21 protein-coding genes are annotated in these 23,933 nt (G+C 37.3%); 19 read left to right on the top strand and 2 right to left on the bottom strand.

Translation table 11 applies throughout. From position 1 onward, the window contains the following. Positions 1-45: 45 nt before the first annotated feature. The 4 genes from GHI45_RS05725 (at position 46) to GHI45_RS05710 (ending at position 3,490) form a co-directional block, all read left to right on the top strand. The gene (locus tag GHI45_RS05725) at positions 46-774 is read left to right on the top strand and encodes a pseudouridine synthase (protein ID WP_147779864.1); all 729 of its coding nucleotides are present in this window, start codon (positions 46-48) and stop codon (positions 772-774) included. 56 nt (positions 775-830) lie between these two features. Then, entirely contained in the window at positions 831-1,478 is a 648-nt protein-coding gene (locus tag GHI45_RS05720; RefSeq protein ID WP_147779863.1) for a TetR/AcrR family transcriptional regulator, read from the top strand. A gap of 102 nt (positions 1,479-1,580) precedes the next feature. Further along, complete coding sequence (locus GHI45_RS05715) at positions 1,581-2,318, top strand: ABC transporter ATP-binding protein (protein WP_147779862.1); 738 nt, start codon at positions 1,581-1,583, stop codon at positions 2,316-2,318. Next, positions 2,315-3,490: an ABC transporter permease gene (locus GHI45_RS05710; RefSeq protein ID WP_147779861.1), complete on the top strand. Its 1,176-nt coding sequence runs from the start codon at positions 2,315-2,317 to the stop codon at positions 3,488-3,490. The genes GHI45_RS05715 and GHI45_RS05710 overlap by 4 nt, the downstream gene beginning before the upstream one ends. A 49-nt stretch (positions 3,491-3,539) precedes the next feature. On the opposite strand, the gene GHI45_RS05705 is transcribed toward GHI45_RS05710, so the two are convergent. Then, positions 3,540-4,154 carry a TetR/AcrR family transcriptional regulator gene (locus GHI45_RS05705; RefSeq protein ID WP_147779900.1) on the bottom strand — a complete coding sequence of 205 codons (615 nt, stop codon included), beginning with the start codon at positions 4,152-4,154 and terminating at the stop codon, positions 3,540-3,542. A 291-nt stretch (positions 4,155-4,445) separates the two neighbouring features. On the opposite strand from GHI45_RS05705, the gene GHI45_RS05700 reads away from it, so the two are divergent. The 8 genes from GHI45_RS05700 to GHI45_RS05665 all read left to right on the top strand — a co-directional run bounded on the left by GHI45_RS05700 (position 4,446) and on the right by GHI45_RS05665 (position 15,747). Then, a complete protein-coding gene (locus tag GHI45_RS05700) occupies positions 4,446-8,738 on the top strand; it encodes a 2-hydroxyacyl-CoA dehydratase (RefSeq protein WP_147779860.1) in 4,293 nt (1,430 codons plus the stop codon). Positions 8,739-8,792: 54 nt separating this feature from the next. Next, the gene (locus GHI45_RS05695; protein WP_147779859.1) at positions 8,793-9,290 is read left to right on the top strand and encodes a YkgJ family cysteine cluster protein; all 498 of its coding nucleotides are present in this window, start codon (positions 8,793-8,795) and stop codon (positions 9,288-9,290) included. A gap of 82 nt (positions 9,291-9,372) precedes the next feature. Continuing rightward, positions 9,373-10,710, top strand: a complete 1,338-nt coding sequence (locus tag GHI45_RS05690) for an MATE family efflux transporter (RefSeq protein ID WP_147779858.1) — start codon at positions 9,373-9,375, stop codon at positions 10,708-10,710. Next, positions 10,703-11,566 (top strand): Rgg/GadR/MutR family transcriptional regulator, encoded by an 864-nt coding sequence (locus tag GHI45_RS05685; RefSeq protein WP_147779857.1) that lies wholly within the window; start codon positions 10,703-10,705, stop codon positions 11,564-11,566. Before GHI45_RS05690 ends, GHI45_RS05685 begins: the two co-directional genes overlap by 8 nt. 178 nt (positions 11,567-11,744) lie before the next feature. After that, the gene (locus tag GHI45_RS05680) at positions 11,745-12,863 is read left to right on the top strand and encodes a radical SAM protein (protein ID WP_228386023.1); all 1,119 of its coding nucleotides are present in this window, start codon (positions 11,745-11,747) and stop codon (positions 12,861-12,863) included. A gap of 142 nt (positions 12,864-13,005) precedes the next feature. Continuing rightward, entirely contained in the window at positions 13,006-14,226 is a 1,221-nt protein-coding gene (locus GHI45_RS05675) for an MFS transporter (protein WP_147779856.1), read from the top strand. 219 nt (positions 14,227-14,445) lie between these two features. Next, entirely contained in the window at positions 14,446-15,126 is a 681-nt protein-coding gene (gene rpiA, locus GHI45_RS05670) for a ribose-5-phosphate isomerase RpiA (protein ID WP_147779855.1), read from the top strand. A gap of 45 nt (positions 15,127-15,171) precedes the next feature. Further along, positions 15,172-15,747, top strand: coding sequence for a histidine phosphatase family protein (locus GHI45_RS05665; protein ID WP_147779854.1), 576 nt, complete (start codon positions 15,172-15,174; stop codon positions 15,745-15,747). Positions 15,748-15,789: 42 nt separating this feature from the next. Here GHI45_RS05665 and GHI45_RS05660 read toward each other — a convergent pair whose 3' ends face one another. Beyond that, the gene (locus tag GHI45_RS05660) at positions 15,790-16,236 is read right to left on the bottom strand and encodes an NUDIX hydrolase (RefSeq protein WP_147779853.1); all 447 of its coding nucleotides are present in this window, start codon (positions 16,234-16,236) and stop codon (positions 15,790-15,792) included. 196 nt (positions 16,237-16,432) lie between these two features. On the opposite strand from GHI45_RS05660, the gene mreC reads away from it, so the two are divergent. From mreC to dnaJ, 7 genes are all read left to right on the top strand, one after another. Further along, positions 16,433-17,296, top strand: coding sequence for a rod shape-determining protein MreC (gene mreC / locus GHI45_RS05655; protein WP_147779852.1), 864 nt, complete (start codon positions 16,433-16,435; stop codon positions 17,294-17,296). After that, a complete protein-coding gene (gene mreD / locus GHI45_RS05650; RefSeq protein WP_147779851.1) occupies positions 17,296-17,829 on the top strand; it encodes a rod shape-determining protein MreD in 534 nt (177 codons plus the stop codon). The genes mreC and mreD overlap by 1 nt, the downstream gene beginning before the upstream one ends. A 94-nt stretch (positions 17,830-17,923) precedes the next feature. Continuing rightward, positions 17,924-19,255 carry a CHAP domain-containing protein gene (locus tag GHI45_RS05645; RefSeq protein WP_147779850.1) on the top strand — a complete coding sequence of 444 codons (1,332 nt, stop codon included), beginning with the start codon at positions 17,924-17,926 and terminating at the stop codon, positions 19,253-19,255. A gap of 73 nt (positions 19,256-19,328) precedes the next feature. Then, positions 19,329-20,507, top strand: a complete 1,179-nt coding sequence (locus tag GHI45_RS05640; RefSeq protein ID WP_147779849.1) for a peptidoglycan bridge formation glycyltransferase FemA/FemB family protein — start codon at positions 19,329-19,331, stop codon at positions 20,505-20,507. Positions 20,508-20,530: 23 nt separating this feature from the next. Then, entirely contained in the window at positions 20,531-21,802 is a 1,272-nt protein-coding gene (locus GHI45_RS05635; protein ID WP_147779848.1) for a hypothetical protein, read from the top strand. Positions 21,803-21,882: 80 nt separating this feature from the next. Beyond that, on the top strand, positions 21,883-22,626 hold the full coding sequence (locus GHI45_RS05630; RefSeq protein WP_147779847.1) for a class A sortase: 744 nt from the start codon (positions 21,883-21,885) through the stop codon (positions 22,624-22,626). Between the two features lie 109 nt (positions 22,627-22,735). Further along, positions 22,736-23,863, top strand: a complete 1,128-nt coding sequence (dnaJ, locus tag GHI45_RS05625; protein WP_147779846.1) for a molecular chaperone DnaJ — start codon at positions 22,736-22,738, stop codon at positions 23,861-23,863. Positions 23,864-23,933 lie beyond the last annotated feature (70 nt).

Below are 23,933 nucleotides of genomic sequence, written 5' to 3'. Positions count from 1 at the left end.
GCTTTTGTGTGGTGTATTATTTTTATTTTTTGGTAAAATAAGAACATGAGATTAGATAAATTTTTAGCAGAAGCTGGCTTGGGTTCTAGAAGTGAAGTAAAAGTACTTTTGAAAAAGGGAAAAGTAACAGTAGCAGGGCTCGTTATCAAAGACGGCCGTTTTCAAGTCGATAAAAATTCGACCGAGGTTGCTTTTGAAGGGGAACCTTTGATTTATCAAGAATACTATTATTATTTGCTCAATAAGCCGCAGGGGGTTGTTTCTGCAACGAAAGACAATCTGGATAGCACGGTTGTTGACTTATTAGCGGCTGAAGATTTTCGATCAGATATTTTTCCAGTTGGCCGATTGGATAAAAATACAGAAGGCTTGTTGATTTTGACCAACGATGGTGCTTTAGGGCATGATTTGACACAGCCAAAAAAACATGTGGAAAAAGAATATTTTGCGCATATTGATGGCGAGGTTACAGCTGAAATTGTACAAAGATTTGCTGATGGGTTGACTTTGAAAAATGGAGAAAAAGTTAAGCCTGGTGAAGTATTTGTTGAAAAAACAATGGAAAGTCAGACGCAGAGTGGCATGATGAGTGAAATTCGTATTATTATACATGAAGGAAAATTTCATCAAGTCAAACGGATGTTTGAGGCTGTGGGGATGTATGTGCTGTATCTGAAACGCATTCGCATGGGAAATTTGCAGCTGGATGATGATTTAGCTTTGGGCCAATATCGAACACTGACAGAAAATGAAATTGAAAGTTTAAAAAAGTGATATAATAGTGAGTGAGTAAGCACTCACTTTTTTATATGGCATCATAAGGAGAAAAAATGACAGAGCAAAATTTAGTGACATTGTATGAAAAAACCTTGAGTGAACAGGAGCATTTGACAGAGCTACAAAAATCAGTCCTTAAAGCAGCGCTAAAATTATTTTCATCGCAAGGCTTTGAGGCCACATCGACAAGCCAAATCGCCAGAGAAGCAGGCGTTGCTTCTGGCTCTGTTTATAAGCAATTTAAAAATAAGAAAGAATTGTTGAGAGCGGTGTTAGCGCCTCTTTTTCAAGGCACTCTGCAAACAGTCGTAAATGAGTTGGCTGATGAAACCTTAAATAAAAAGTATCCAAGCTTAGACGAATTTGTTCAGGCAGTTGTGAGAGACCGTTTTTATTTTATTCAGGATAATTTTCCGGCCATTCAGCTTTTATTGAGCCAAATCTTAACTAATGAAGACTTCAGAGGAGAAGTTCAAGCATTTTTTGCGCAACAGTTTGAACATTTGCTGTCTCCAGTTTTAAGCCAGTATCAAACAAATCAAGAAATGAATAAAATATCTTATGACAATGTTGTTCAGTTGGTGTTCGGCACTCTTATTAGTTATTTTGGGAAGTTGTTGTTTGGTTTTGCAGGAGATGTTGAAAAAGAAATCGAAGAGAGTAGCCAGTTATTACTGCTAGCTTTTCGTCCACAGAAATAAAACATGTTTTTTTTGACAAGTTTTAAATAAAAGCATATAATGTTTTTTGAAGTGAGTGAGTGTTCACTCACTACTTGAAAATAAGCAATGAGGTGAATTCATATGGATACTGCAGTTGTTGTGAAAGAGTTGACAGTAAAATTTGATGGGAAAGAAATCTTAGATCAACTGTCACTTGAGTTAAAAATGGGCGAAATCGTTGGCTTAATCGGGCCATCGGGAGCTGGCAAATCAACCTTAATCAATGCGATTTTGGGAATGTTGAAAGTTAGTGGGGGCAAAGTGGAGGTTTTTGAAAAAACCATGCCCAATCGAAAAGTGATGGAAAAAATTGGCTTTATGGGTCAATCAGATGCACTTTTTGGTGAATTAACCGGACGACAGAATTTGGAGTTTTTTGGGAGCTTACAAGGTCTTTCCAAAAAAGAATGCGCTGAAGTGAGTGTTTCTGTTGCTAAAATGGTCAATTTGACAGATGATTTGGATCAAGCTGCAAGTTTATATTCTGGTGGTATGAAACGGCGCTTGTCATTGGCGATTGCCCTCCAAACTGATGCGCCATTGATCATATTAGATGAGCCGACTGTTGGGATTGATCCAGAGTTAAGGCAAGAAATCTGGCAAGAACTTAGAAATTTGGCGACAAAAGGGAAGTCAATTTTGGTAACGACACACGTTATGGACGAAGCAGAGCGTTGTGATCGTGTTTTGATGTTACGAGAAGGTCATTTTGTGGCTCAAGGAAGTCCAGCAGACTTGAAAGCAGCTTATGGGGTCAATTCGATTGAAGAAGCCTTCATCAAGGCTGGTCAGAGCTTACACAAGGAGGCAGAAAAATGAGAACGCGTGCCCTTATTAAACGAATTTTGTTGCAACGCAAGGGAGATAAGCGGAGTTTAGCTTTGATGTTTATTGCTCCACTTTTGATTTTGACTTTGTTGTATTTTCTCTTGCAAATCCCTAGTAATCTGACTTATCGTGTTGGTGTAGATAATCAAAGCAACAGTACTGCCCTAGTTGATCAGCTCAAAAAATCAGACAAGCTAGATGTAATCAGTGTTTCAGACGCCAATCGTCAGACCATCAATGATAAAAATTTGGCTGCTGCCATTGTCATTACTGACAAAAAAATTAGCGTTACTTATGCCAACACGGATAATTCGAAAACGCAAGTTGTTAGCGGTTTGTTAGCACAAACGGTGCAAAAAGTTGAAGGTCAAAAATCGCAAGCCAGCGTGCAAGCAACGATTGAATCGATTTTGACTTCGTCAGAAAAGACAGTCCAATCTGTCGTCAAATCAGCAGCAGAAGCAGGTGTTGCCATTGACCTTAATCAATCTGAAACACCTAAACTGCCCACTTTATCGAGTCCAACAATCGAAAGTCATTATCTTTATGGCAATTCAAAATTGAACCCATTTAATAGCTTGGCTCCAGTCCTCGTCGTCGTCTTTGTTTTCTTCTTTGTCTTTTTAATTTCGGGCATTAGTTTGGTGGGCGAACGAAGTTCAGGGACATTGACTCGGCAGTTGATTTCGCCAGTCAAACGCCAAGAAATAGTCTTGGGTTACACGGTTGCTTATGGGATTTTAGCGATTTTGCAGACTTTATTGGTCTTGTTCTTTGTCCGTTACGTTTTGGGCATGGAAGTTGTGGGGAACTTTGTTTGGGTTATCGTCATCAATTTGGTTTTGGCAATTATTGCCTTAATGTTTAGCTTACTTTTATCTGCTGTTTCCAAAAATGAATTTCAATTCATTCAGTTTATTCCGATTGCACTTGTGCCACAAGTTTTGTTTAGTGGACTAATCAATGTTGACACAATGGAACAACCACTCCAATGGATTGCACATATCATGCCACTGTATTACGGAATTGATGCATTGACAAAAGTTGTCAAACAGGGACTTGGTTTTTCAATGATTTGGTTTGATTTGCTGATTTTAGTGCTTATCGCAGTCATTTTATATGGTCTTAATGTTGTTGCACTCAAATCGCTCCGCCGCACTTAAACTGTCAGTACTGACAGAAAAATAAAAAGCATTGTCAGCTGACAGTGCTTTATTTTTCTCTATTGATATTTACTCCCAGTACGGTCAAATGTCCGTTTGAGATGAGTTTTATCATTAGATGGGCAAAATCGTCAGGCTTCATGTCTTGTGAGTCGGTGCCCCACCATTTTAAAGTGCCAACGAGGAGCGCAGTGATATAGTTAATGACAAAATTGTTTGGGATAAGGACATCTTGCTCCCGTACTTCAAGTTTTTCAAAAAGTTCGGCATATCTTGCAGTTAGAATTTGCAAAAAGCGTTGAAGAATAACCTGATCTTGAGACTTATCAATCACAATCTGAGCCACTTCAGGATTAATACGGACGAATTCGTAAAAGCGTGACAGAATACCTTCAATCTCAAGCACATGAACATCATGGCCATCAACAAGGCTGCTTTCGTCCAAAATGTTTGAAAAATCAAGGAAAAATGACTCAATCAAACTATCGTATAAGTCTTGTTTATCCGCATAATGAGCGTAAAAGGTCGCTCGGTTAATCATGGCGTTGTCTGCAATTTCTTGAATGGATATTTTTTCAAACTTTTTGGTGCGCAACAGGTTGAAAAAAGCCATGGTAATCAATTTTCGCGTTCGTTTTACTCTTAAATCTTCAACTTTAGCCATCATTTATCTCCATACTCTGTCTTTTAACTAACGTTTTAAATCTATTTGTTGTCTTAATTATAAACTTTATTGATAATTATTTCACAAAAGAGTGCTGTAAAATCTATTTTCCATCAATGTCAAACAACTTTTCCAAAAGCGACAAGCTGTTGCCAAATGTTGTCTAACTGGACAAAATCAGCCTTTTTGCTGGTTGAAATAAAAATCTGTCATGATAAAATAGACAGTGAATAAGATATGCAACAGAATGTCTAAAATATGATGTTTTTCTCACATAACTAGGAGACGCACATGAAACAAATCTATAAAGCAGGAATTGATGTCGGGTCAACAACGGTCAAACTCGTTGTTTTTGATGCACACTATCAACTCATTTTTTCGCGGTATGAACGCCATTTTTCTGATGTCAAACAAGCGACGATTAAAGTTCTGAACGACTTTGTAGCTGAAATGGGCGATTTAAATTTGTCACTTGCCATTACAGGTTCAGGTGGTATGGGGCTGGCTGAGGTGATTGATGTCCCATTTGTTCAAGAAGTGATTGCAAGCTCAATTACGATTGAAAAATTTATTCCACAAACAGATGTTATGATTGAACTTGGTGGTGAAGATGCCAAGATGACCTTCTTTGATAACGGCATGCAAGAACTTCGTATGAACGGGACTTGTGCCGGTGGGACTGGAGCGTTTATTGACCAAATGGCAGCTCTTTTAAAGGTTGATGCCAATGGTGTCAACGAGCTTGCTAAGCACTATGAAAAAATTTACCCCATAGCTTCACGTTGTGGCGTGTTTGCGAAAACAGATGTGCAGCCACTCTTAAATGAAGGCGTTCGGCGTGAAGATATTGCGGCCTCTATTTTTCAGGCAGTGGTCAATCAGACCATTGCAGGACTCGCTTCAGGACGTAAAATCAAAGGAAATGTGGCATTTTTAGGTGGCCCATTGTTTTTCATGTCGGAACTTCGCAAACGATTTATTGAGACGCTTGATTTAGCTGAAGAAAATGTGATTTTCCCAGAAAATCCGCAACTTTTTGTCGCTATGGGAGCTGCTTTAGCTGATGAAACGACTGAAAAAACGGCAAATGAATTAATTCATAGCCTTGAAAATGATGATAGTGACAGTTTAATTCCTCAAGATACGATGGACAAACTGTTTGAAAATCAAGATGAACTTGATGAATTCCGTACGCGACACGCAAAAGCAACCGCAAATTATAAGCCTCTGTCCGAACATTCAGGAGCTGTTTTTCTTGGAATTGATGCTGGTTCAACAACGACAAAACTGGTTTTGATTGATGAAGCAGGCAATATTTTATATGACCATTATGGTTCAAACAATGGAGAACCGTTGGAGTCTGTTATTGAGATTTTAAAAGACGTTTACAGTAAGTTGCCAGCTGAAGTTTACATCGCAAAGTCAACGGTGACGGGCTATGGAGAGCATTTGATAAAGTCAGGTTTACACGTTGATTACGGTGAAGTGGAAACCATGGCGCATTATAAAGCTGCGGATTATTTTAATCCTGGTGTTGATTTTATCCTTGATATTGGTGGTCAAGACATGAAAGCCATGCGTATTCGTGATGGTGCCCTGTCTAGCATTCAACTCAATGAAGCGTGTAGTTCAGGCTGTGGCTCATTTATCGAGACTTTTGCCAATTCCTTGAAGCATGATGTGCGTGATTTTGCTCAAAAAGCATTACTCGCTGAACATCCTGTCAATCTTGGTTCTCGTTGTACTGTTTTCATGAATTCCAAAGTAAAACAAGTTCAAAAAGAAGGGGCAACTGTCGGAGATATTTCGGCTGGTTTGTCGTATAGTGTTATCAAAAATGCGCTATACAAGGTCATCAAAGTGAAAAGGCCTGAAGAATTGGGCGAAAAAATCGTTGTTCAAGGTGGCACATTTTATAATGAAGCCGTGCTACGGGCATTTGAAAAAATTTCGGAGCGTGAAGTTGTCCGTCCATCCATTGCTGGATTGATGGGTGCTTACGGCTGTGCTTTGATTTCACTTGATAAGGAAGAAATCGGCAAGCAATCCAATCTTTTGACCCTGTCAGAGCTGACAGCATTCAATACACATAAAGAATTTATGGTTTGTGGGCTTTGCGAAAATAACTGTAAGATGACATTGACGGTCTTTAATGATGGCTCAAAATTTGTCACAGGAAATCGTTGTGAACGCGGTGCCGAAAAAGCAACGCAAATCAAAATTGATCGCAAAGATAAAAAAGTTAATTTAGTTGATTACAAATATAAAAAATTGTTCAAATATCGCAGTTTGACGAAGAAAAAGCAGACGCTTGGCGAGATCGGCATTCCTCGTGTGCTCAACATGTACGAAAACTATCCACTGTGGCACACCATGCTGACAGATCTTGGTTTTCGGGTAGTTTTGTCTCCCAAGTCGGATAAAGAATTATTTGAACAAGGGATTGAGACAATTCCATCTGATACCGTTTGTTATCCAGCAAAAATGGCACACGGGCATATTATGAGTTTGATCAATTCGGGAATTCCAACGCTCTTTTATCCTTCGGTTTTATTTGAACAAAAGGAACAAAAAGCAGCACAGAATAATTACAACTGTCCGATAGTTCAGTCCTATCCAGAAGTCATCAAAAATAATATTGATGAAATTAGAAATGGCCAAGTGGCTTATATTCATCCCTTTATCAATCTTGCAGATCCGATTGGAGTTGCGCAAAATGTTCTGTCAGCACTGACAAAAGCGGGATTTGATTTGTCATTGGAGCAAGTACAAGCTGCTGTCAATCACGGATTTGAAGAGATGGAAGCTTTTAAGCAAGACTTACGCAAACAGGCAGAAGATTTGCTTTTAAAAATCAATTTAAACCAAGAAAAAGCGATTGTTTTGGCTGGTCGTCCCTATCATCTTGATCCTGAAATCAATCATGGCATTGCGGATATTATCACGCAAGAAGGTTTTCACGTTCTGACGGAAGATAGTATTTCACATCTTGAAGATGTAGCAGGTTTGCGTGTGGTCAATCAATGGGTCTATCATTCACGCCTGTACGCTGCTGCTCAATTTGTTTGTAAAAATAAGAATTTGGAACTGGTTCAGCTCAACAGTTTCGGCTGTGGGCTTGACGCTGTCACCACTGACCAAGTTGAAGAAATCATGCGTGCCCATAACAAGCTCTATACGGTCCTAAAAATTGATGAGGGTTCCAATATGGGTGCGGTACGTATCCGCTTGAGAAGTCTCAAGGCAGCAGTCGCAGAGCGAACCAAACATCATATCGAACCGTCAGAGCTGACAGAAATCGTGACAGCTCAAACGCCACAATTTACCAAAGAAATGGCAAAAACGCACACACTTTTGATGCCAATGCTCAGCCCAATTCATCAAGAAGGATTGCTCGATGGTGCTTTTGAAGCATCCGGCTACCATGTGGTAAGCTTGCCTGAAACGACAGGAGCTGTCAACAATGGTTTACGCTTTGTCAACAATGACAGCTGCTACCCGGCCATTATTACGATTGGACAGCTGATTGAAGCACTCCAATCTGGTCAGTATGACGTCAATAACACTTCTGTTATGATGACTCAGACAGGTGGCGGTTGTCGTGCGACAAACTATATTCCACTGCTTAGAAAAGCATTGATTGACGCTGGCTTCCCTCAAGTTCCTGTTGTCAGTCTGTCGATGGGCAATCAGGGAACTGAAAAAGGATTTAAATTTACAGTGCCATTGCTGACACGGTTTATGATTGCGGTACTCTATGGCGATTTGTTTGAACGTGTGGTTTATCGGACGCGTCCTTATGAATCGGTTGCGGGGGCTGTTGACGCGCTCCATGGCCAGTGGCTTAAGAAAGCGCAGCACAATGTCAAATCAGCAAGTATCTTCGAATTCAACAAAAACATGAAAGAAATCATTCGTGATTTTGATGAAATTAGCCTGACCAACGATGGTTCGAAACCACGTGTGGGGGTTGTTGGGGAAATCCTAGTCAAATACAGTAAAACGGCAAATAATGATATTGTCAGTATTATTGAAGAAGAAGGTGGCGAAGCTGTTGTGCTTGATTTGATTGGCTTCATGAATTATTCCTTGTACAATCAAATTTGGCGCACAGACGAAATCGGATTTGCCAAGAAAAACAAACTGATTGCTAAGACATTTATCGGGATTATCAATATGATGGAAAAGCCAATGAACAAGCAACTTCAGGCTTCGAAACGTTTTGACGGAATAGAAAGTATTTATGACATTGCAGCAAATACTGAAGAAGTGATTTCAGTTGGTAATCATACGGGTGAGGGCTGGTTCCTTACAGGCGAAATGATTGAACTTCTTCAAAAAGACGTCATGAACATCGTTTGTCTCCAACCTTTTGGCTGTCTGCCCAATCATATCGTTGGCAAGGGAATGATGAAAGAGTTGCGTCGTCAATATCCAGGCGCTAATATTAGCCCGATTGACTATGATCCAGGCGTTTCTGCGGTCAATCAACTCAACCGTATCCGTCTGATGATGGCAACGGCAAAAAAGCGCATGGATAAGGAAAATCCGAAAATTGAAATCATGTCCATGGGTGCCCACTAAAAAATGATAATTAAAGTCGCTAATAGGCGACTTTTTTGATAAAATAAAATTACCATGAAATACACGATAGATGTGGAGCATTATCGAGATCTTGCGCTCCAAAAACAAAAAGAACACAGTAAGTTTTTAGGGACATTGAAGAAAAAAGCACCTAAGAATTTGGATAAAATAACACAAGAAATCCACAATGAAGTTTTTCGTGAGATTGATTGTACCAAATGCGCCAATTGTTGCAAAACGCTGGGGCCAGATTTTAAGGAAGCAGATATTGAGCGGATAGCCAAATATTTACACATGAAAGTTTCTGATTTTGAGGCGAAATATTTACGCGTCGATGAGGACGGCGACAAGGTTTTCCAAAGTATGCCTTGTCCATTTTTGGGCTTTGACGACTTATGCACCATTTATGAAGTTCGGCCGAAAGCCTGTCGTGATTTTCCACATACGGATCGTAAAAAAATCTATCAAATCAATCATCTAACCATTCAAAATGAAGTTTATTGTCCTGCAACTTATGAATTTGTTGAACGTCTGCAAAAAAAGTTAAAATAAATCAGAAAAAATCGCTCTTTTGGCGGTTTTTTTACATCTTAAATGCTATAATCAAATCAATAAAATACAAGAAAGTCAGTTCATGAAAGATTTAACAAAAGGCTCGATTTTAAAAGGCATATTGCTGTTTGTCATTCCCTTACTTTTAGGGAATTTTTTTCAAATGTTTTACACAACGGTTGACGCTTTGATTGTTGGCAAGACCATTGGAGCAGTAGCTGTCGGTGCAATCGGCGCGACGGGTTCTATTTCTAGTTTAATCATTAGCTCAGGACAAGGTGTCACAACGGGAATGTCGTTGCTTATTTCCCGTTATTTTGGTGCTAAAGACAAGGAAAATGTTCAAAGGTCATTTACTATTGGGCTTTGTTTTTCAGTTGGTATTTCCATTGTGCTGACCAGTTTGGGTTTAATTTTTATCAATCCTTTATTGCTATTGATGCAAACACCATCGTCTATTTTTGATTTGAGTCGGACTTTTTTGAGTACGATTTTTGCTGGAATGATTTTTACTAATCTTTACAATTATCTTTCTGCTAGTATTCGGGCATTGGGAAATTCTCGGATTTCTTTTGTAGCTTTAATCATTGCCAATGTGTTTAATGCAGCTTTTTCGGCACTTTTGGTCATGCATTTTCATCTGGGTGTCTTAGGTGCAGGACTTGCAACGGTGGCTGCTCAGCTTGTTTCTGTTGTCTTTTTAGTTGTTTATATCGTATTTAAAGCAAAGATTTTGAGTTTTCATTTGGTTCATTTTTCGAGGACGGACATCAAAGCACATCTTCGGATTGGCTTGCCTATGGGCCTGCAAGCCAGTGTAATTTCGCTTGGCTCCATCATTCAACAAGTAGCCCTAAATAAAATGGGAACTGTCGTAATTATTGCGCAGACGATTGGACAAAAATACGATGGCTTTGCAGGCATGGTTACATCGAGTTTGGGGATTGCGATGGCTACTTTTGCGGCACAAAATCTCGGCGCAGGCGCTTATTCAAGAATTGAAAAAGGAATGAAACAAGCACTTGCCCTTGCGATTGGCTATAGTGTGATTTTTACGAGTGTATTGCTCATTTTTAATCGCGCTTTCACGGGCCTTTTCCTCAACGCACAAAGTAATCCTGAAATCTATCATGTGGCCATGCAATATTACATCTCAACAGGCAGTTTGTACTGGCTTTTGGGCGTCTTATTTGTGACGCGATATATGCTGCAAGGACTCGGCGACATCAAGGCACCAACGCTTGCTGGAACGATGGAACTTGTTTTTCGCACGATTTTCGCTATTATCGGAGTCATGCTCCAAAATGTCTGGATTGTTTTTATCTCAGAAAGTGTCGCTTGGATAGGAAGCACCGCCGTTCTAATTCCTGCCACACGGCGCATGATTAAAAAATTTGAAAGGTTGAAAAATAATGAGTAATGAAAATTGGGGGGCGATTTTTAGAGAAATTAGAGAATCTAAAAATGTATCTCTTTCAAAAGTAGCTGGAGATTATAAAGGGGCGTCAGAATATATTACTTCAAAACAGCAAGTATCAAGATTTGAGCTTGGAGAATCGGATATTACATTAACTAAAATATCAGCTTTACTCAATAATCTTGGGGTTTCTTTTGAAGAATATCTTTACCATGTGAGAGGATTTAAGCTCGAACACGAAAAAAATATAAATCTGCTCCTTTCTGAGTATCAAGAATTGAATAATCTAGAAATGATAGAACAGTGGTATTTAAAATTTCAGGACTCGGAAAAATGGGATAAGTTAAAATATAAATCATATTTAGCTTTAAAATCATATAAGTCTTATTATATTACGGAAGATGATATTGAAGAGGTAAGCGATTATCTTTTCTCTGTTCTAAATTGGGGAGAAACAGAATTATCATTATTTGGTGAATTTATTCCCTTTTTATCGATTTTTCAAGTCTTCGAATTTTCTCAAGAGATTGTGAAGCGAACAAACTTCAATAGTAAATCATCGTATTATCGTCAGCAAGTAATTTTAACAATTAGAGATTGTGTCCTTTATTTCATTGAAAAATCAGAGCAAAAACAAGCTAAAATTATGCTAGAAATTTATAAAAATCTAATCGCTAGAACAACAGTTGATATTTATAATCGAAAAGAATATATGGTTGTGGAAGGAAAATATTATTTTTTGATTGGAGATATGAGCAAAGGAGAAAAAATTTTTGATAAATTATATCAAATTTATACTTTACTAGACTATCCAAAAACAGCGGAACTAATGAAATCAATGAAACAAAGTCACAAATAAGTGACGATACAGAATTATAAAATTTGAGTGATAAAATAGTTTTATTGAAAGGGGGATGCATCATGAAAGTAACGATTAAAAAGAACCCAAAATCTAACTCTAATCATAAACACGTTATCAATATTTGCTGATAACTCCAAAGAAGGCCTTGGGCCTTCTTTTTCAAAGGAAAAATAATATGGTGAAATTAAATAAATATGTTGTAAAAATCGAGGATGGAAATAAGGTTATACTTTTCAATTATTATAATGGTATTTCTATCAAGTATTCAAAAATAGATTTTAAAGATGTGGGTAGTTTCATAAGTCAAGAAGAAGTATTTGATTTATTGGAATCAGAAAATTTTTTGGATTTAAAAGTGTTTGATTTGCAAAAGGAAATGTCCAGAACCTTACAATTAATAGTACTTGTACATGAAGATTGTAATTTTAGATGTACGTATTGTTATGAAAAGTTTGAGCGTGGAGCAATGAAAAAAGAAACTGGTGATTCAGTTATAAGATACGTTTCAAATGAGATAGAGAATCATAAGGAAGATTATGATAGAATTCAAATTTCTTGGTTTGGCGGTGAGCCATTATTAAATTTAAATATGATTGAATATATGAGTTTAAAATTTATGGATATAGCCAAACAAAACAATATTGAATATAGCTCAGATATAACAACGAATGGATATTTATTAAATAAAAAAGTTTTCAGTAAGTTGATAAAATTCAACATAAATACTTTTCAAATAACAATTGACGGTACAGAAGATTACCATGATAAGCAAAGAATATTAAAAAATGGTCATGGAACATTTAACAGAATAATAAATAATATTCAATCGTTTAAAAGCGTAATTCCTAGTGAAACCTGCATTATTGTTAGAACAAATGTTGGAAAAGACAATTTTAATGATATGGATAGACATATAGATAACCTAATAAGACTATTTGGAGATAGCGAGCAAATTTATCTATCGTTTCATAACATTGGTAACTGGGGTCAGAACCAGACAGATATTATAAAGCAAGACATAAAAATAGAACTGTTAAATAAAGTTATTGATAAAGGAGGAAACTCTGCTCCTATTTTGTGGAATATGGTTAACGAGAGTATATGCTATGCTTCGAAAAAGAATCACTATGTAATAGGCTCAACAGGATGTGTATATAAATGTACAGTGGCACTCTATAATGCGAAAAACTTGTTGGGTATAATCGATAAGGAGGGAAATCTTAGAATCAACAATAAGAAAGAAGAGCTTTGGTTACAAGATTTTGATGAAAAAAAATTAAAACCTGTTCAATAATGGAATATTGTCTAAATAATAGATGTCCACTTAATAAAATTGATTCTACAAGAGAAAATAAAAGATATGATATGAATAGGATTAAAGACATGGTACTACTTCTTGAAAGACAAAACCTTATTACTTACGAAATTGGAGAGTGATGATATATAAAAATAAAAGTTACAATCTACTTCTCATAAATAGTGCATTTAATACACTAGGAATGAGCTTTTTTAATATTGTATTTTTGGTCTATGCATCAAGATTTGTTCATTCTTCGATTTTTGTTTCCATTGCTGAGTTTGTTATTTTATTGCCTTTTATTTTGTCAGTATATACGGGATATTTAGCAGATAAATGTTCAAAAAAAATAGAATTGTTGAAATGGACGAGTTGGATACAAAGCCTTTTATTCTTGGGAATTGGGAGTTTAATCATTCAACAAGGAAGTATTACTACTTTTGCATTGATTGCTTTTATCAAGCTTATTTCTGATACTCTAGCAACATTCAAAAATGGTTTGAGGTTGCCAATCTTGAAACGAATTTTAAGAAATGATGAAATATCGAGCGCCTTTGGAAAACTTCAAGGAATAAATTCAATTATGGAACTTATCGGACAGCCACTAGGGGTTTCAGTGTTTACTTTCTTAGGCTCGTCAGCTTATTTTGTTGGAATAATAAATGCTATCTTATATCTTTGTTCTGGACTTGTTCTGGTGAAAATGTCAGAGAAACTAGTATTCGAAAGACTTGACAATCAAAAGTTTAATTTAAAAAGTAATTTTGGGCAAATAAAGAAAGTTTTTGAGGGAGAAAATTCCTCTTATTTTGTGGTCATTTTACTCATGATTGTTTTTGCAAATTTTATTTTTTCTGGAATTGGTCCGCTTACGGATTTATTTATGATTCGTTTTCCACTTCTTGTGGGGCAATATGGAGTTTCTGTACTTATTTTTAATAGCGCACTCTCAGTTGGAATGATTTTGGGATCGTTTAACACTAAAGATAAAATTACAAATTTGAAAATTGAGCAATTATTGAAAATCACTTTTATTTTAATTGTGTTATTTTCCTTTTTCATCGTGAATATCAGCTTTCTTGCACCAGTTGTGATTTTATTGATGGCTTATGTTGCGGCAAAAATAGTTCCTAAAATTAATAGCTTAATTGTTGAAAATGTATCGGAGGAGAATCTAGGGCAAATTGGCGGGGGAATTAATTCCTTATTTACTTTTATTGTTCCGATTGGGAGTTCTTTTTTTATTCTTCTTGCGAATTTTATTGGTGTGCGATGGACTTTTGATATGATTGCTCTAGTTTGCCTGCTTGTTTTGATTATTATTTTTATTCTAAAGGACAAATCTCAAAGAAGTGTGTAATGAAAAATTTGATATAATGGGCGTTGAAAAATAGTAACTTCATTTAGCAGATGAGATTTCATTTTTAACAACTGTTTTATTTATTATCTTTTGATTAATGATTGCTAAAAAGTAAAAAAGCTACAGGGAAATTATTTTAATAGAAAAATCGTCTTTACTGCAGAGTTTGTTTGAATTATTTGCTATAATAAAGCTAACGTTTACAAAATTGGAGATGAAATGACAAATTTAAAAGAACAAGTTGGGATTAAAGCAGCAGAATTTGTGGAATCTGGCATGACTGTAGGACTTGGCACGGGGTCAACGGCTTATTATTTTGTGGCTGAATTGGGACGCCGTGTGCGTGAAGAAGGTCTTGAAATCACTGGTGTAACCACATCAAGTGTTACAAGTGAACAAGCACGTCAATTAGGCATTCCGCTCAAATCAATCGACCAAGTCGAATCTGTGGATTTGACGGTTGATGGCGCAGATGAAATTGATGCCAAGCTCAATGGCATTAAAGGTGGCGGTGCTGCCTTGTTGATGGAAAAAATTGTGGCTACTTATTCGCATGATTATATTTGGATTGTTGATGAGAGCAAACTGTCAGAAAAGCTTGGTTCTTTCAAAGTGCCAGTTGAAGTGATTCCTTATGGCTCTGAACAGGTTTTTCGTAAGTTTGAAGCATCAGGATACAAGCCTACTTGGCGTCTTGTCAGTGCTGACAGCAATGACAAATTAGTAACTGACATGCATCATTATATTATTGACTTGCACATTGATGAAATTGATGCTCCTGAAAAATTGGCGCGTGAACTTGATTTGATGGTTGGCGTGGTTGAGCATGGTTTATTTATTGACATGGTCAAAAAAGTGATTGTAGCAGGTAAAGATGGCGTGCGTGTCATCTCAAAATAAGGCTGTCAGTGCTGACAAACTTGAAAAATAGAAAAGTGGAAGAAGATGAAACATTTATATTTGATGCGACATGGAGAAACTTTATTTAATGTTCAAGGAAGAACACAAGGCTGGTCGGATTCGCCATTGACTGCAAAAGGGATTGCTGATGCAAAAAAATCAGGCGACTTCATGAAGCAATATCCCGTGGCTTTTGATCATTTTTACAGCTCGACTCAGGAGAGGGCCTCAGACACGCTTGAGCTTGTTTTTCCAGGTGTGAGCTATGATCGACTCAAAGGACTTAAAGAAGCCAATTTTGGGGCATTTGAGGGCCACCAGCAGTATCTGGAACCTCAGACAACAGAGGGCAAGTCAACATTTTTTGGTCAGTATGGTGGAGAAACACATTATCAGGTGGCTGACCGCATGGCTGACTGTCTGTCAGCGCTGATGGAAAATGAAAGTCATCAAAATGTTTTTTGTTTGAGTCATGGCGCTGCTATCTGGTATTTCATGCACGAAAAAACAGCATTTGAGCCACTTACTTTTCAAGGGCTGCACAATTTGGATCTGTTGCATTTTACATATGACGAAAAAAACAAGAGCTTCCGATTTGTCGAGCTTATCAAGACAATATAATAGAAAAAACGAATTGTTAAGTCAATTCGTTTTTGTTTCTGCTTAAAGTTGTGAGCGCCATTGTTGAACGCCCCATTTGTGACTGCCACGTTTGAGCTTATCGATAGCCGTTTCGACATCAAACCAGAAAATTCCGTTGAAGTCTTCAAGTGGTGCTTGATCAAATGCTGCGTTTGTTGTTTCATAAATAAAGGCAGGATTGTGATAATAAGTATCGCGATGTGAACTATAAAAGTATTCATCAGCTTGTCCAAAATAAGTTCCGACTTCTGCATGAACGCCGAGTTCTTCAATGAGTTCGCGTTTGAGTGCAGTTTCTTGATTTTCACCTCTTTCAATGCCACCGCCAGGTAAGAAAAATGAACCATTAGGGGCTTGAATGAGACAGATTTCACTGTTATCAAAACGAGAAACAATGCCATAGACACCAAGACGTTCCACATAAGTCACGTTAGTTAATTTTTCACCAAAATAAGGGATTTCGCTCATCTTTTTTCTCCAAATCATTTTTGTTATTGAAAATCAAGTTTCGTTTGCGATAAAAGCCTATAAAATCGTGACTTTACAGGTTGAAAACCGCTTACACGAAAAATATTTATCACTATTCTATCAAAAATTGCTGAAATTTGATAAAATAAAGTACTAGTGAGAGCAAAATTGCTCTGATTCGAGAGGGATATAAAAATTGAAAAAATTCAACCTGAGTAAATTGATTATTATTGCTTTAATCATTGTTATCGCAGCGATGTCAGCCATTATCGTTTCAGCGAAAAACTTTAAAACAGACAAAAATCCTGCGGCAATGACTCAAACCATCAATGATGGCACTGGTTTTGTTGACCAAGTCATCTCTGCACCAATTCATTTTGTACAGGATAAAGTCAATGTCATTTCCAATTTGATGGACACTTACAAGCAAAATGAAAGCTTAAAGACTCAGTTGTCAGCTCTGACAGACGAAAAGAATAAGTTGACAGGTGTGGAGTCAGAAAATAAAGAATTAAAAACAGCATTGAAATTGCAACAAACATTGACAGATTATGAAACAGTTTCTTCTAATGTAATTACAAGAAATCCTGCTTCATGGAATGACACCCTTGTGATTGACCGCGGTTCTGATGACGGCATAAAGAACAATATGCCAGTAATGGCAAACGGTGGCCTCATCGGTCGTGTCAGCCAAGTCAATAAAAGCACAGCCAAAGTTTCATTATTGAGCTCATCAAAAGGAATTGAAAATAAAATTCCAGTTTATCTCAGCTCAAATGGATCGCCTTCATATGGTATTTTGTCAAGCTACGATAGCACTCAAAACGCTTATGTTGTCAGCCAAGTAACGACAACAACCAAATTTGCCAAAGGCAGCCAAGTATTTACATCTGGTCTTGGTGGTGGTGTGGGTAGCGTCCGCGACTTACTCGTTGGTACCGTGATTGGTGAAAAGAACTCCAATGATGGTCTTGATCGTCAAATTTACATCAAACCTGCAAGTAATTTATATGATATCCGATTTGTATTTGTTGTTAAACAAATGATTGGAGGAAATTGATGAGCCGCTTTACTTTTCAATTTTTTACGCCAATATTGCTCTTTCTATTGATGTTGCTTGATGGACAAATTACAAGTGTTGCTCAAAGTTTGAGTGGCGGAACTCTGACACCAGTCAGTCATTTAATGCTGATTTTTCTGGTGTACTCAATCACTCAACATCGTCACAGTTATATGGTGATTGTAGCCCTCTTTTTAGGGATTATTTACGACAGTTATTACGTCGGAATTTACGGCATCGCAACCTTATTGTTTCCTCTAATCGCTCTTTTTGTATATAATATACAAAGTACGGTTTTTACAAACCGTTGGACTCGACTTTTTACAATAATCATAATTATCAGTAGTTTTGAGGTTGCAAGTGCAGTGATAACAAGTGCATTTGGCTTCTCAAGCCTGAATTTTATTAACTTTGTTGTCTATCAATTGGCACCAACTTTAATTCTAAATATCTTTTTCGCATTAGTGTTGCAATATCCGTTAGAGTATTTTTACAAATTAAGAAAAAGTCATCCTCGTTATAAACTGAAATGAAATTGTTTCTGCTTTGTAACATTCATTCTATCCTAGAGTGTTATACTTAAATCAATCACCGAACCTAACAGGGAGGAAAATTAAAATTATCGTTATGAAAAAAAGAATTATCTCAACTCTATTGTTATCTACAGTTATCCTATCTGCTGGTGCAAGCATGACTTCTGTCAGCGCTGCAACTACAGATTCTAAGATTGCTCAACAAGATAAAACAATTGCAAGTGCAACAAGTGCTAAAGCTCAGGCTCAAGCAAAAATGTCAAGCTTGCAATCATCTGTTGATAAATTGAAGTCTCAACAAGCAGATGCCAAGGCAAAACTTGATGCAACTGTAAAAGAGGCTGAGAAACTCAATACTCAAACAGCGGAATTACGTGATAGTATTAAACAAAGAAATATCTCACTTCAAGCTCAAGCGCGTAGTGCACAGGTAAATACTTCAGCTACAAACAACATTACAACACTTTTGGATTCAAAATCATTGACTGATGCTATTCAAAAAGTTGTTGCAATGGCAACAGTTTCTGGAGCTAGCCAACAAATGTTGGAACAACAACAACAAGAAGAAAAAGAATTACAAACAAAACTTGTTGCAATGCAAAAAAACGTTGGTGAATACGACAAATTGAATTCAGATTTGGCTGAACAAGCTAAAACTTTGACTGATCAACAAGCACAACTTAGCGTTGCAACGATTGATTATCAATTAACAATCACAAGCGCTCAAGGTGAAAAAGATAAATTGCTTGCTGAAAAAGCAACTGCAGAAGCAGCAGCTAAGAAAGCTGCTGAAGCTAAAGCTAAATATGCAGCTGAACAAAAAGCAATTCAATCTGCTGCTGTATCAAGTTCAACTTCAAATGCAGCTTCAAGTTCAAGCTCAAGCTCAAGCTCAAGCTCAAGCTCAAGCTCAAGCTCAAGCTCAAGCTCAAGCTCATCATCTAGCAACACAAGCTCAAACAACTCAAGCTCAAATAATAGTTCAAATAGCAATAGCAACAATAACAGCAATTCGAACTCAAACAGCAACAGTAACAGTAACTCAGGTTCTGGTTCTGGTACAATTACTGGTAATGGTTATAATAACTATGCGCCTTACAACTGTACTTGGTACGCTTGGAACTATATGTATAACAATTATGGCATCAAGCTTCCAGCATCACTTGGTAATGGTGGAGACTGGGCATACAGCTTACCTGGAACAAGCAAACACGTAGGTGCGCTTGTATCATACTCAGGTGGAACATATATCCAATTCGTTGGTGGTGGCGGATTTACAACGTCATCTCCTTATGGACACGTTGCCGTTGTAACAGCCGTTTATGCTGATGGTTCTTACCAAATCTATAATGGTTCAACTGCTGGTGTGTTCTCATATCACGTTGCAGCAAGTACTCCAGCAACATTCGTTTCTGGTGGTATCTAATCAAAGAATTTATAAAAGTCTCCTTGAAAAAGGAGGCTTTAATTTTGCTTGAAAATTTGCTATAATTGTAACCATGTACACGACAAAAATTGGCTTAGAGCCAGCTATTCATGATAGTTACATTAAATCAGAACCATTAAGCCATTTGTTGCAATCTTCAAAATGGCATCAAATTAAGGACAACTGGAATTCCGAGCTTATCGGTTTTTTTGACGATGATAAATTAGTAGCCAGCGTGTCAGTCTTGATACGCCCTTTGCCACTTGGTTATACCATGCTTTACATTCCGCGTGGCATTGCGATGGATTATAATGATGAGAAATTATTGGCCTATGTTTTTTCAGAGTTGAAAAAATACGGTAAGACTCAAAAAGCTGTTTTCATCAAATTTGATCCAGCCATTGAGAATAAACCAGAAAATGATAACATTATCAAAAAATTAAAGAAATTAGGGGCAAAGTGGATGGGCCTGACTGCTGAAATGCACGATACGATTCAGCCTCGTTTTAATGCTGTCGTTTATAAAGACGATTTTGCTGAAGAAAATTTCAATAAAAAGACAAAACAAGCCCTCAGAAAAGCAAGAAATTCGCACACGATTGTCAAATTTGGCCGCGATGAATTGCTAGATGATTTTGCCAATATGATTGCTAAGACTGAAAGTCGAAAAGGCATTAGTTTGCGCAATCGTGATTATTTTGAAAAATTGGTGGACACTTATGAAGAAGACGCCAATATCACAATTGTTTATCTGGACTTGCAGGCTTTACTTGCAGATGCTCAAGAAGCATTTGCAAAGGCAAAACAAGCGTTGGCTTCCAAAGAAACGACGAATGAAAAGAAAATCAAACAGCTTGAAGCAGCACTTGCCAAGGCTACAAAAGATGTGGCAGAGCTGACAGATTTGATTTTAATTAACGGCGATGTTATCCCGGTTTCGTCAGCACTGACAGTGAATTTTGGAGTACATACGGAGCATTTATATGCAGGAACCGATACGACTTACCAAAAATATTATACTGCCTACTTGGCTTGGTTTGAGTCAATTCAGTATATGTTTGACCGTGGCGCTGAAACAGTAAACATGGGTGGACTTGAAAATTCATTGCTTGAAACAAATGGCTTGTTGAAGTTTAAAAAGAATTTCAATCCAAAAATTGAAGAATATGTTGGCGAATTTGACATTGCTGTCAATCCATTGATGTATCCTATCGTTAACAAATTATACATGATGCGTAAAAAGCACGTGTGATAAAAAGAGAAAAGAAATCAGCTATGACAGAAAAATTTCAAGCCGTAATTGTAGGTTCTGATATCAGTGCTTACGCATTTGCGCGCGAATTAAATGACGCTTATGGCATCAAACCAATCATTTTCAGTCGCTTTACGCAGACTGTTTTGATTGATTCACAGATTGTTACAACTTATCAAGCAGATACTTCAACAGATGAAAAAACGATTGAAGAATTGTTATTCTTGGGTTCACGATTGAAAAAAGAAGATCCAGCTCAAAAGCTTTTCTTGCTTGCCAATTCGGACAATTTGATTGTTTTATTGGCTCATCATCGTAAAGATTTGGAAAAATATTTCATCGTACCCGTACCTGAACTTGATGCAATCGAAAAAGTTGCTGATAAAGAATCTTTCGATGAATTAGCGACATCTGTTGGAATGAAAGTTCCAGGCAGCTTTTATGTCAGCTTTGACAAGATGACCAAAGAAGAATTGATGACCCAACTTCCATCTGCTGATTTTGTATATCCATTGATAGCAAAGCCAGCTAACAGTTCGGCTTATGATTTACTTCGTCTCAATCATGGCTTCAAAAAAGTTTATGTTTTGGACAATGAAAGTCAGCTCTTACAACTTTGGAATGATTTGTTCGAAGCAGGATTTGATGATAAATTTATCGTTCAAAAATTTGTACAAGGTGCCGAAACAGCACTTTACTCGATTACCACTTATGTGGATTCTAAAGGCGATGTTACTTTGTTGAGCTCAGCTCACGTATTGTTGCAGGAACATCAACCAGCGACGCTTGGAATTCCTTGTTCAATGATTACGACATCTTATCCGATGCTTTTTGAGCAAGTGCAACGCTTCTTTGCAGAATTAAAGAAGCAAGGCTTTACTTATTTTGGTTTTGCTAATTTTGATGTTAAACGTGATGAGGAAACGGGCGAATTTTACTTCTTCGAAGTCAATCCACGTATTGGGCGCAATCATTTTTATATCACTGGTGCTGGTGCAAATCCAATGGAATTTTTGGTTTCTGACATCATTGAAAATGACCCAAAGAAACGCGTAATTGCTTCTAAAAAAGTTCTTTATACGATTATTCCAAAGCGTTTGCTCTTGCGTTATATTGATAATCCTACGATGCGCAAAGAAATCAAAGCCCTTTATCGTGATGGTAATGTAATCAATCCTACTTTGAATGAAAATGATAAAAGTTTGAAACGCGTGATCTATCAATATCTTGCCATGTTAAAACAAATCAAGAAATTTAGAACATTTTATCCAAAACTTACAAAATCAGGCTTTTAAGTTTCTGAAAGTCAGAAGTTTTTATGATGGTATTTTGTGCTTTTAGCAAGATATGTTATACTTTTACCAAAGGATAAAATATGGACAAAAAAAAGAAAAAACGGCAATGGCCGATAAATCTAGCGATTGTATTCTTATTTTTAGCAGGTTTGGCGTTGATTTTTAACGCTCAGATAAGAGATTTTATCATTTCTCAAAATACAAATCGTTATCAGATTGCACACGTTACAACAAAACAGATTGAAGCAAACACGAAAAAGGATGTTTCCTTTGATTTTGACGCGGTTGAGTCATTAAGCATTCAGTCGGTCTTGGCTTCGCAGATGGATAGTCAACCTCTTCCAGTTATTGGAGGAATTGCAATCCCTGATTTGAAGGTTAATCTTCCGATTTTTAAAGGGGTCAACAACACTTCACTCATGTATGGTGCTGGCACAATGAAAGCTGATCAAGTGATGGGGAAAGGCAATTACGCCCTTGCTAGTCATACTTCAAGTGGCTTTGCTGGTATCAATCAGAATAACTTGTTTACGCCACTGCAAAATGCGAAAGACGGCATGATGATTTATATTACTGATAAAGCACATATTTATGAGTATAAAATTACCAGTGTCAAAGTGGTCAATCGTTCTCACGTTGAAGTGATTGATGACGTGGCAAATCGCAAGATGATTACTTTAGTAACCTGTGAAACACGTGGATCAGATGATCGTATTATTGTACAGGGTGATTTGACAAAAGAAATTGCATTTGATGATGCATCGAAATCAATTTTGAGTGCATTTGAGCTTGATTATAATGTTTATTACAAGCCAGCGACTTAAAAAACAAGCAAAATTAGCACTCTATCAAAAAGAGTGCTAATTTTTTTGCCAAATTGAAGAAAAAGTGTTAAAATAGTGCTATTGAAAAAATGATGATAAAGGAATATAAATGGATAACACAGAATACTATGAACGATTAGGTGTGGATAAAAATGCCAACCCAGATGAAATTAAAAAAGCATATCGGAAGATGTCTAAAAAATATCACCCAGACTTGAATAAAGAGGAGGGTGCCGAACAGAAATATAAAGATGTTCAAGAAGCATATGAAACACTTTCTGATGACCAAAAACGTGCCGCTTATGACCAATACGGCTCTGCTGGTGCCAACGCTGGCTTTGGTGGCGGTGCAGGCGGCGGCTTCTCAGGCTTCGGCGGTGGCGGAAGTGGTTTTGGTGGCTTCGAGGATATTTTCTCAAGTTTCTTTGGTGGTGGCCAAAGTCAAGTCAATCCAAACGCTCCACGTCAAGGAGATGACCTCCAGTATCGCGTTAATTTGAAGTTTGAAGAAGCAATCTTTGGAACTGAAAAAGAAATCAAGTATAATCGTGAAGAATTGTGTCACACCTGTGATGGTTCGGGCGCAAAAGCTGGTACACATGCTGAAACTTGTCGCAAATGTAATGGTCGCGGTCAAGTCAACGTTGTTCGTGATACACCACTTGGCCGGATGCAATCTACACAAGTGTGTGATGTATGTCATGGAACAGGTAAAGAAATCAAGGAACCTTGTACAACTTGTCGTGGAACTGGTCACGAAAAATCAGCTCACACTGTCAAAGTCAATGTTCCTGCTGGTGTTGAGTCTGGTCAACGGATGCGACTTCAAGGTCAAGGTGATGCTGGTACAAATGGTGGTGGCTACGGCGATTTGTATGTCATCTTCCAAGTTGCTGCTTCAGATAAATTTGAACGTGATGGTTCTGAAATTTATTACAAGATGCCACTCGAATTTGTACAAGCTGCGCTTGGTGATGAAATCGAAGTGCCAACAGTTCATGGCAATGTCAAATTGAAAATCCCTGCTGGAACACAAACAGGTGCTAATTTCCGCTTGAAAGGAAAAGGAGCACCAAAACTTCGTGGTTCAGGAAACGGCGATCAATATGTCATCGTTACGATTTCAACGCCTAAGAACATGAATAATGCACAAAAAGAAGCCCTTCAAGCCTTTGCTAAAGCAAGTGGTATCGAAGTTTCGAACGGGAAAAAAGGTTTCTTTGACAAATTTAAATAAAATAAGAGCCTGTCAGTACTGACAGGTTTTTTTATTTAATAAAAAACGCTTGTCAAGGCTTCAAACAAAT

The organism is Lactococcus sp. dk101, from assembly GCF_009601055.1.
In the GTDB taxonomy this organism is placed as follows: domain Bacteria; phylum Bacillota; class Bacilli; order Lactobacillales; family Streptococcaceae; genus Lactococcus.
The sequence above is the reverse complement of the archived record's forward strand: the minus strand, read 5'-3'. Positions and strand labels throughout refer to the sequence as shown.

Bases quoted from the DNA above. Each gene is read 5' to 3' on its own strand.
- GHI45_RS05695 (WP_147779859.1), top strand. From the start codon at position 8,793: ATGAAATACACGATAGATGTGGAGCATTATCGAGATCTTGCGCTCCAA.
- GHI45_RS05675 (WP_147779856.1), top strand. From the start codon at position 13,006: ATGATATATAAAAATAAAAGTTACAATCTACTTCTCATAAATAGTGCA.
- GHI45_RS05690 (WP_147779858.1), top strand. From the start codon at position 9,373: ATGAAAGATTTAACAAAAGGCTCGATTTTAAAAGGCATATTGCTGTTT.
- GHI45_RS05665 (WP_147779854.1), top strand. From the start codon at position 15,172: ATGAAACATTTATATTTGATGCGACATGGAGAAACTTTATTTAATGTT.
- mreD (WP_147779851.1), top strand. From the start codon at position 17,296: ATGAGCCGCTTTACTTTTCAATTTTTTACGCCAATATTGCTCTTTCTA.
- rpiA (WP_147779855.1), top strand. From the start codon at position 14,446: ATGACAAATTTAAAAGAACAAGTTGGGATTAAAGCAGCAGAATTTGTG.
- GHI45_RS05710 (WP_147779861.1), top strand. From the start codon at position 2,315: ATGAGAACGCGTGCCCTTATTAAACGAATTTTGTTGCAACGCAAGGGA.
- GHI45_RS05630 (WP_147779847.1), top strand. From the start codon at position 21,883: ATGGACAAAAAAAAGAAAAAACGGCAATGGCCGATAAATCTAGCGATT.
- GHI45_RS05720 (WP_147779863.1), top strand. From the start codon at position 831: ATGACAGAGCAAAATTTAGTGACATTGTATGAAAAAACCTTGAGTGAA.
- GHI45_RS05635 (WP_147779848.1), top strand. From the start codon at position 20,531: ATGACAGAAAAATTTCAAGCCGTAATTGTAGGTTCTGATATCAGTGCT.
- GHI45_RS05725 (WP_147779864.1), top strand. From the start codon at position 46: ATGAGATTAGATAAATTTTTAGCAGAAGCTGGCTTGGGTTCTAGAAGT.
- GHI45_RS05645 (WP_147779850.1), top strand. From the start codon at position 17,924: ATGAAAAAAAGAATTATCTCAACTCTATTGTTATCTACAGTTATCCTA.
- GHI45_RS05640 (WP_147779849.1), top strand. From the start codon at position 19,329: ATGTACACGACAAAAATTGGCTTAGAGCCAGCTATTCATGATAGTTAC.
- GHI45_RS05700 (WP_147779860.1), top strand. From the start codon at position 4,446: ATGAAACAAATCTATAAAGCAGGAATTGATGTCGGGTCAACAACGGTC.
- GHI45_RS05660 (WP_147779853.1), bottom strand. From the start codon at position 16,236: ATGAGCGAAATCCCTTATTTTGGTGAAAAATTAACTAACGTGACTTAT.
- dnaJ (WP_147779846.1), top strand. From the start codon at position 22,736: ATGGATAACACAGAATACTATGAACGATTAGGTGTGGATAAAAATGCC.
- GHI45_RS05705 (WP_147779900.1), bottom strand. From the start codon at position 4,154: ATGGCTAAAGTTGAAGATTTAAGAGTAAAACGAACGCGAAAATTGATT.
- GHI45_RS05715 (WP_147779862.1), top strand. From the start codon at position 1,581: ATGGATACTGCAGTTGTTGTGAAAGAGTTGACAGTAAAATTTGATGGG.
- GHI45_RS05680 (WP_228386023.1), top strand. From the start codon at position 11,745: ATGGTGAAATTAAATAAATATGTTGTAAAAATCGAGGATGGAAATAAG.
- GHI45_RS05685 (WP_147779857.1), top strand. From the start codon at position 10,703: ATGAGTAATGAAAATTGGGGGGCGATTTTTAGAGAAATTAGAGAATCT.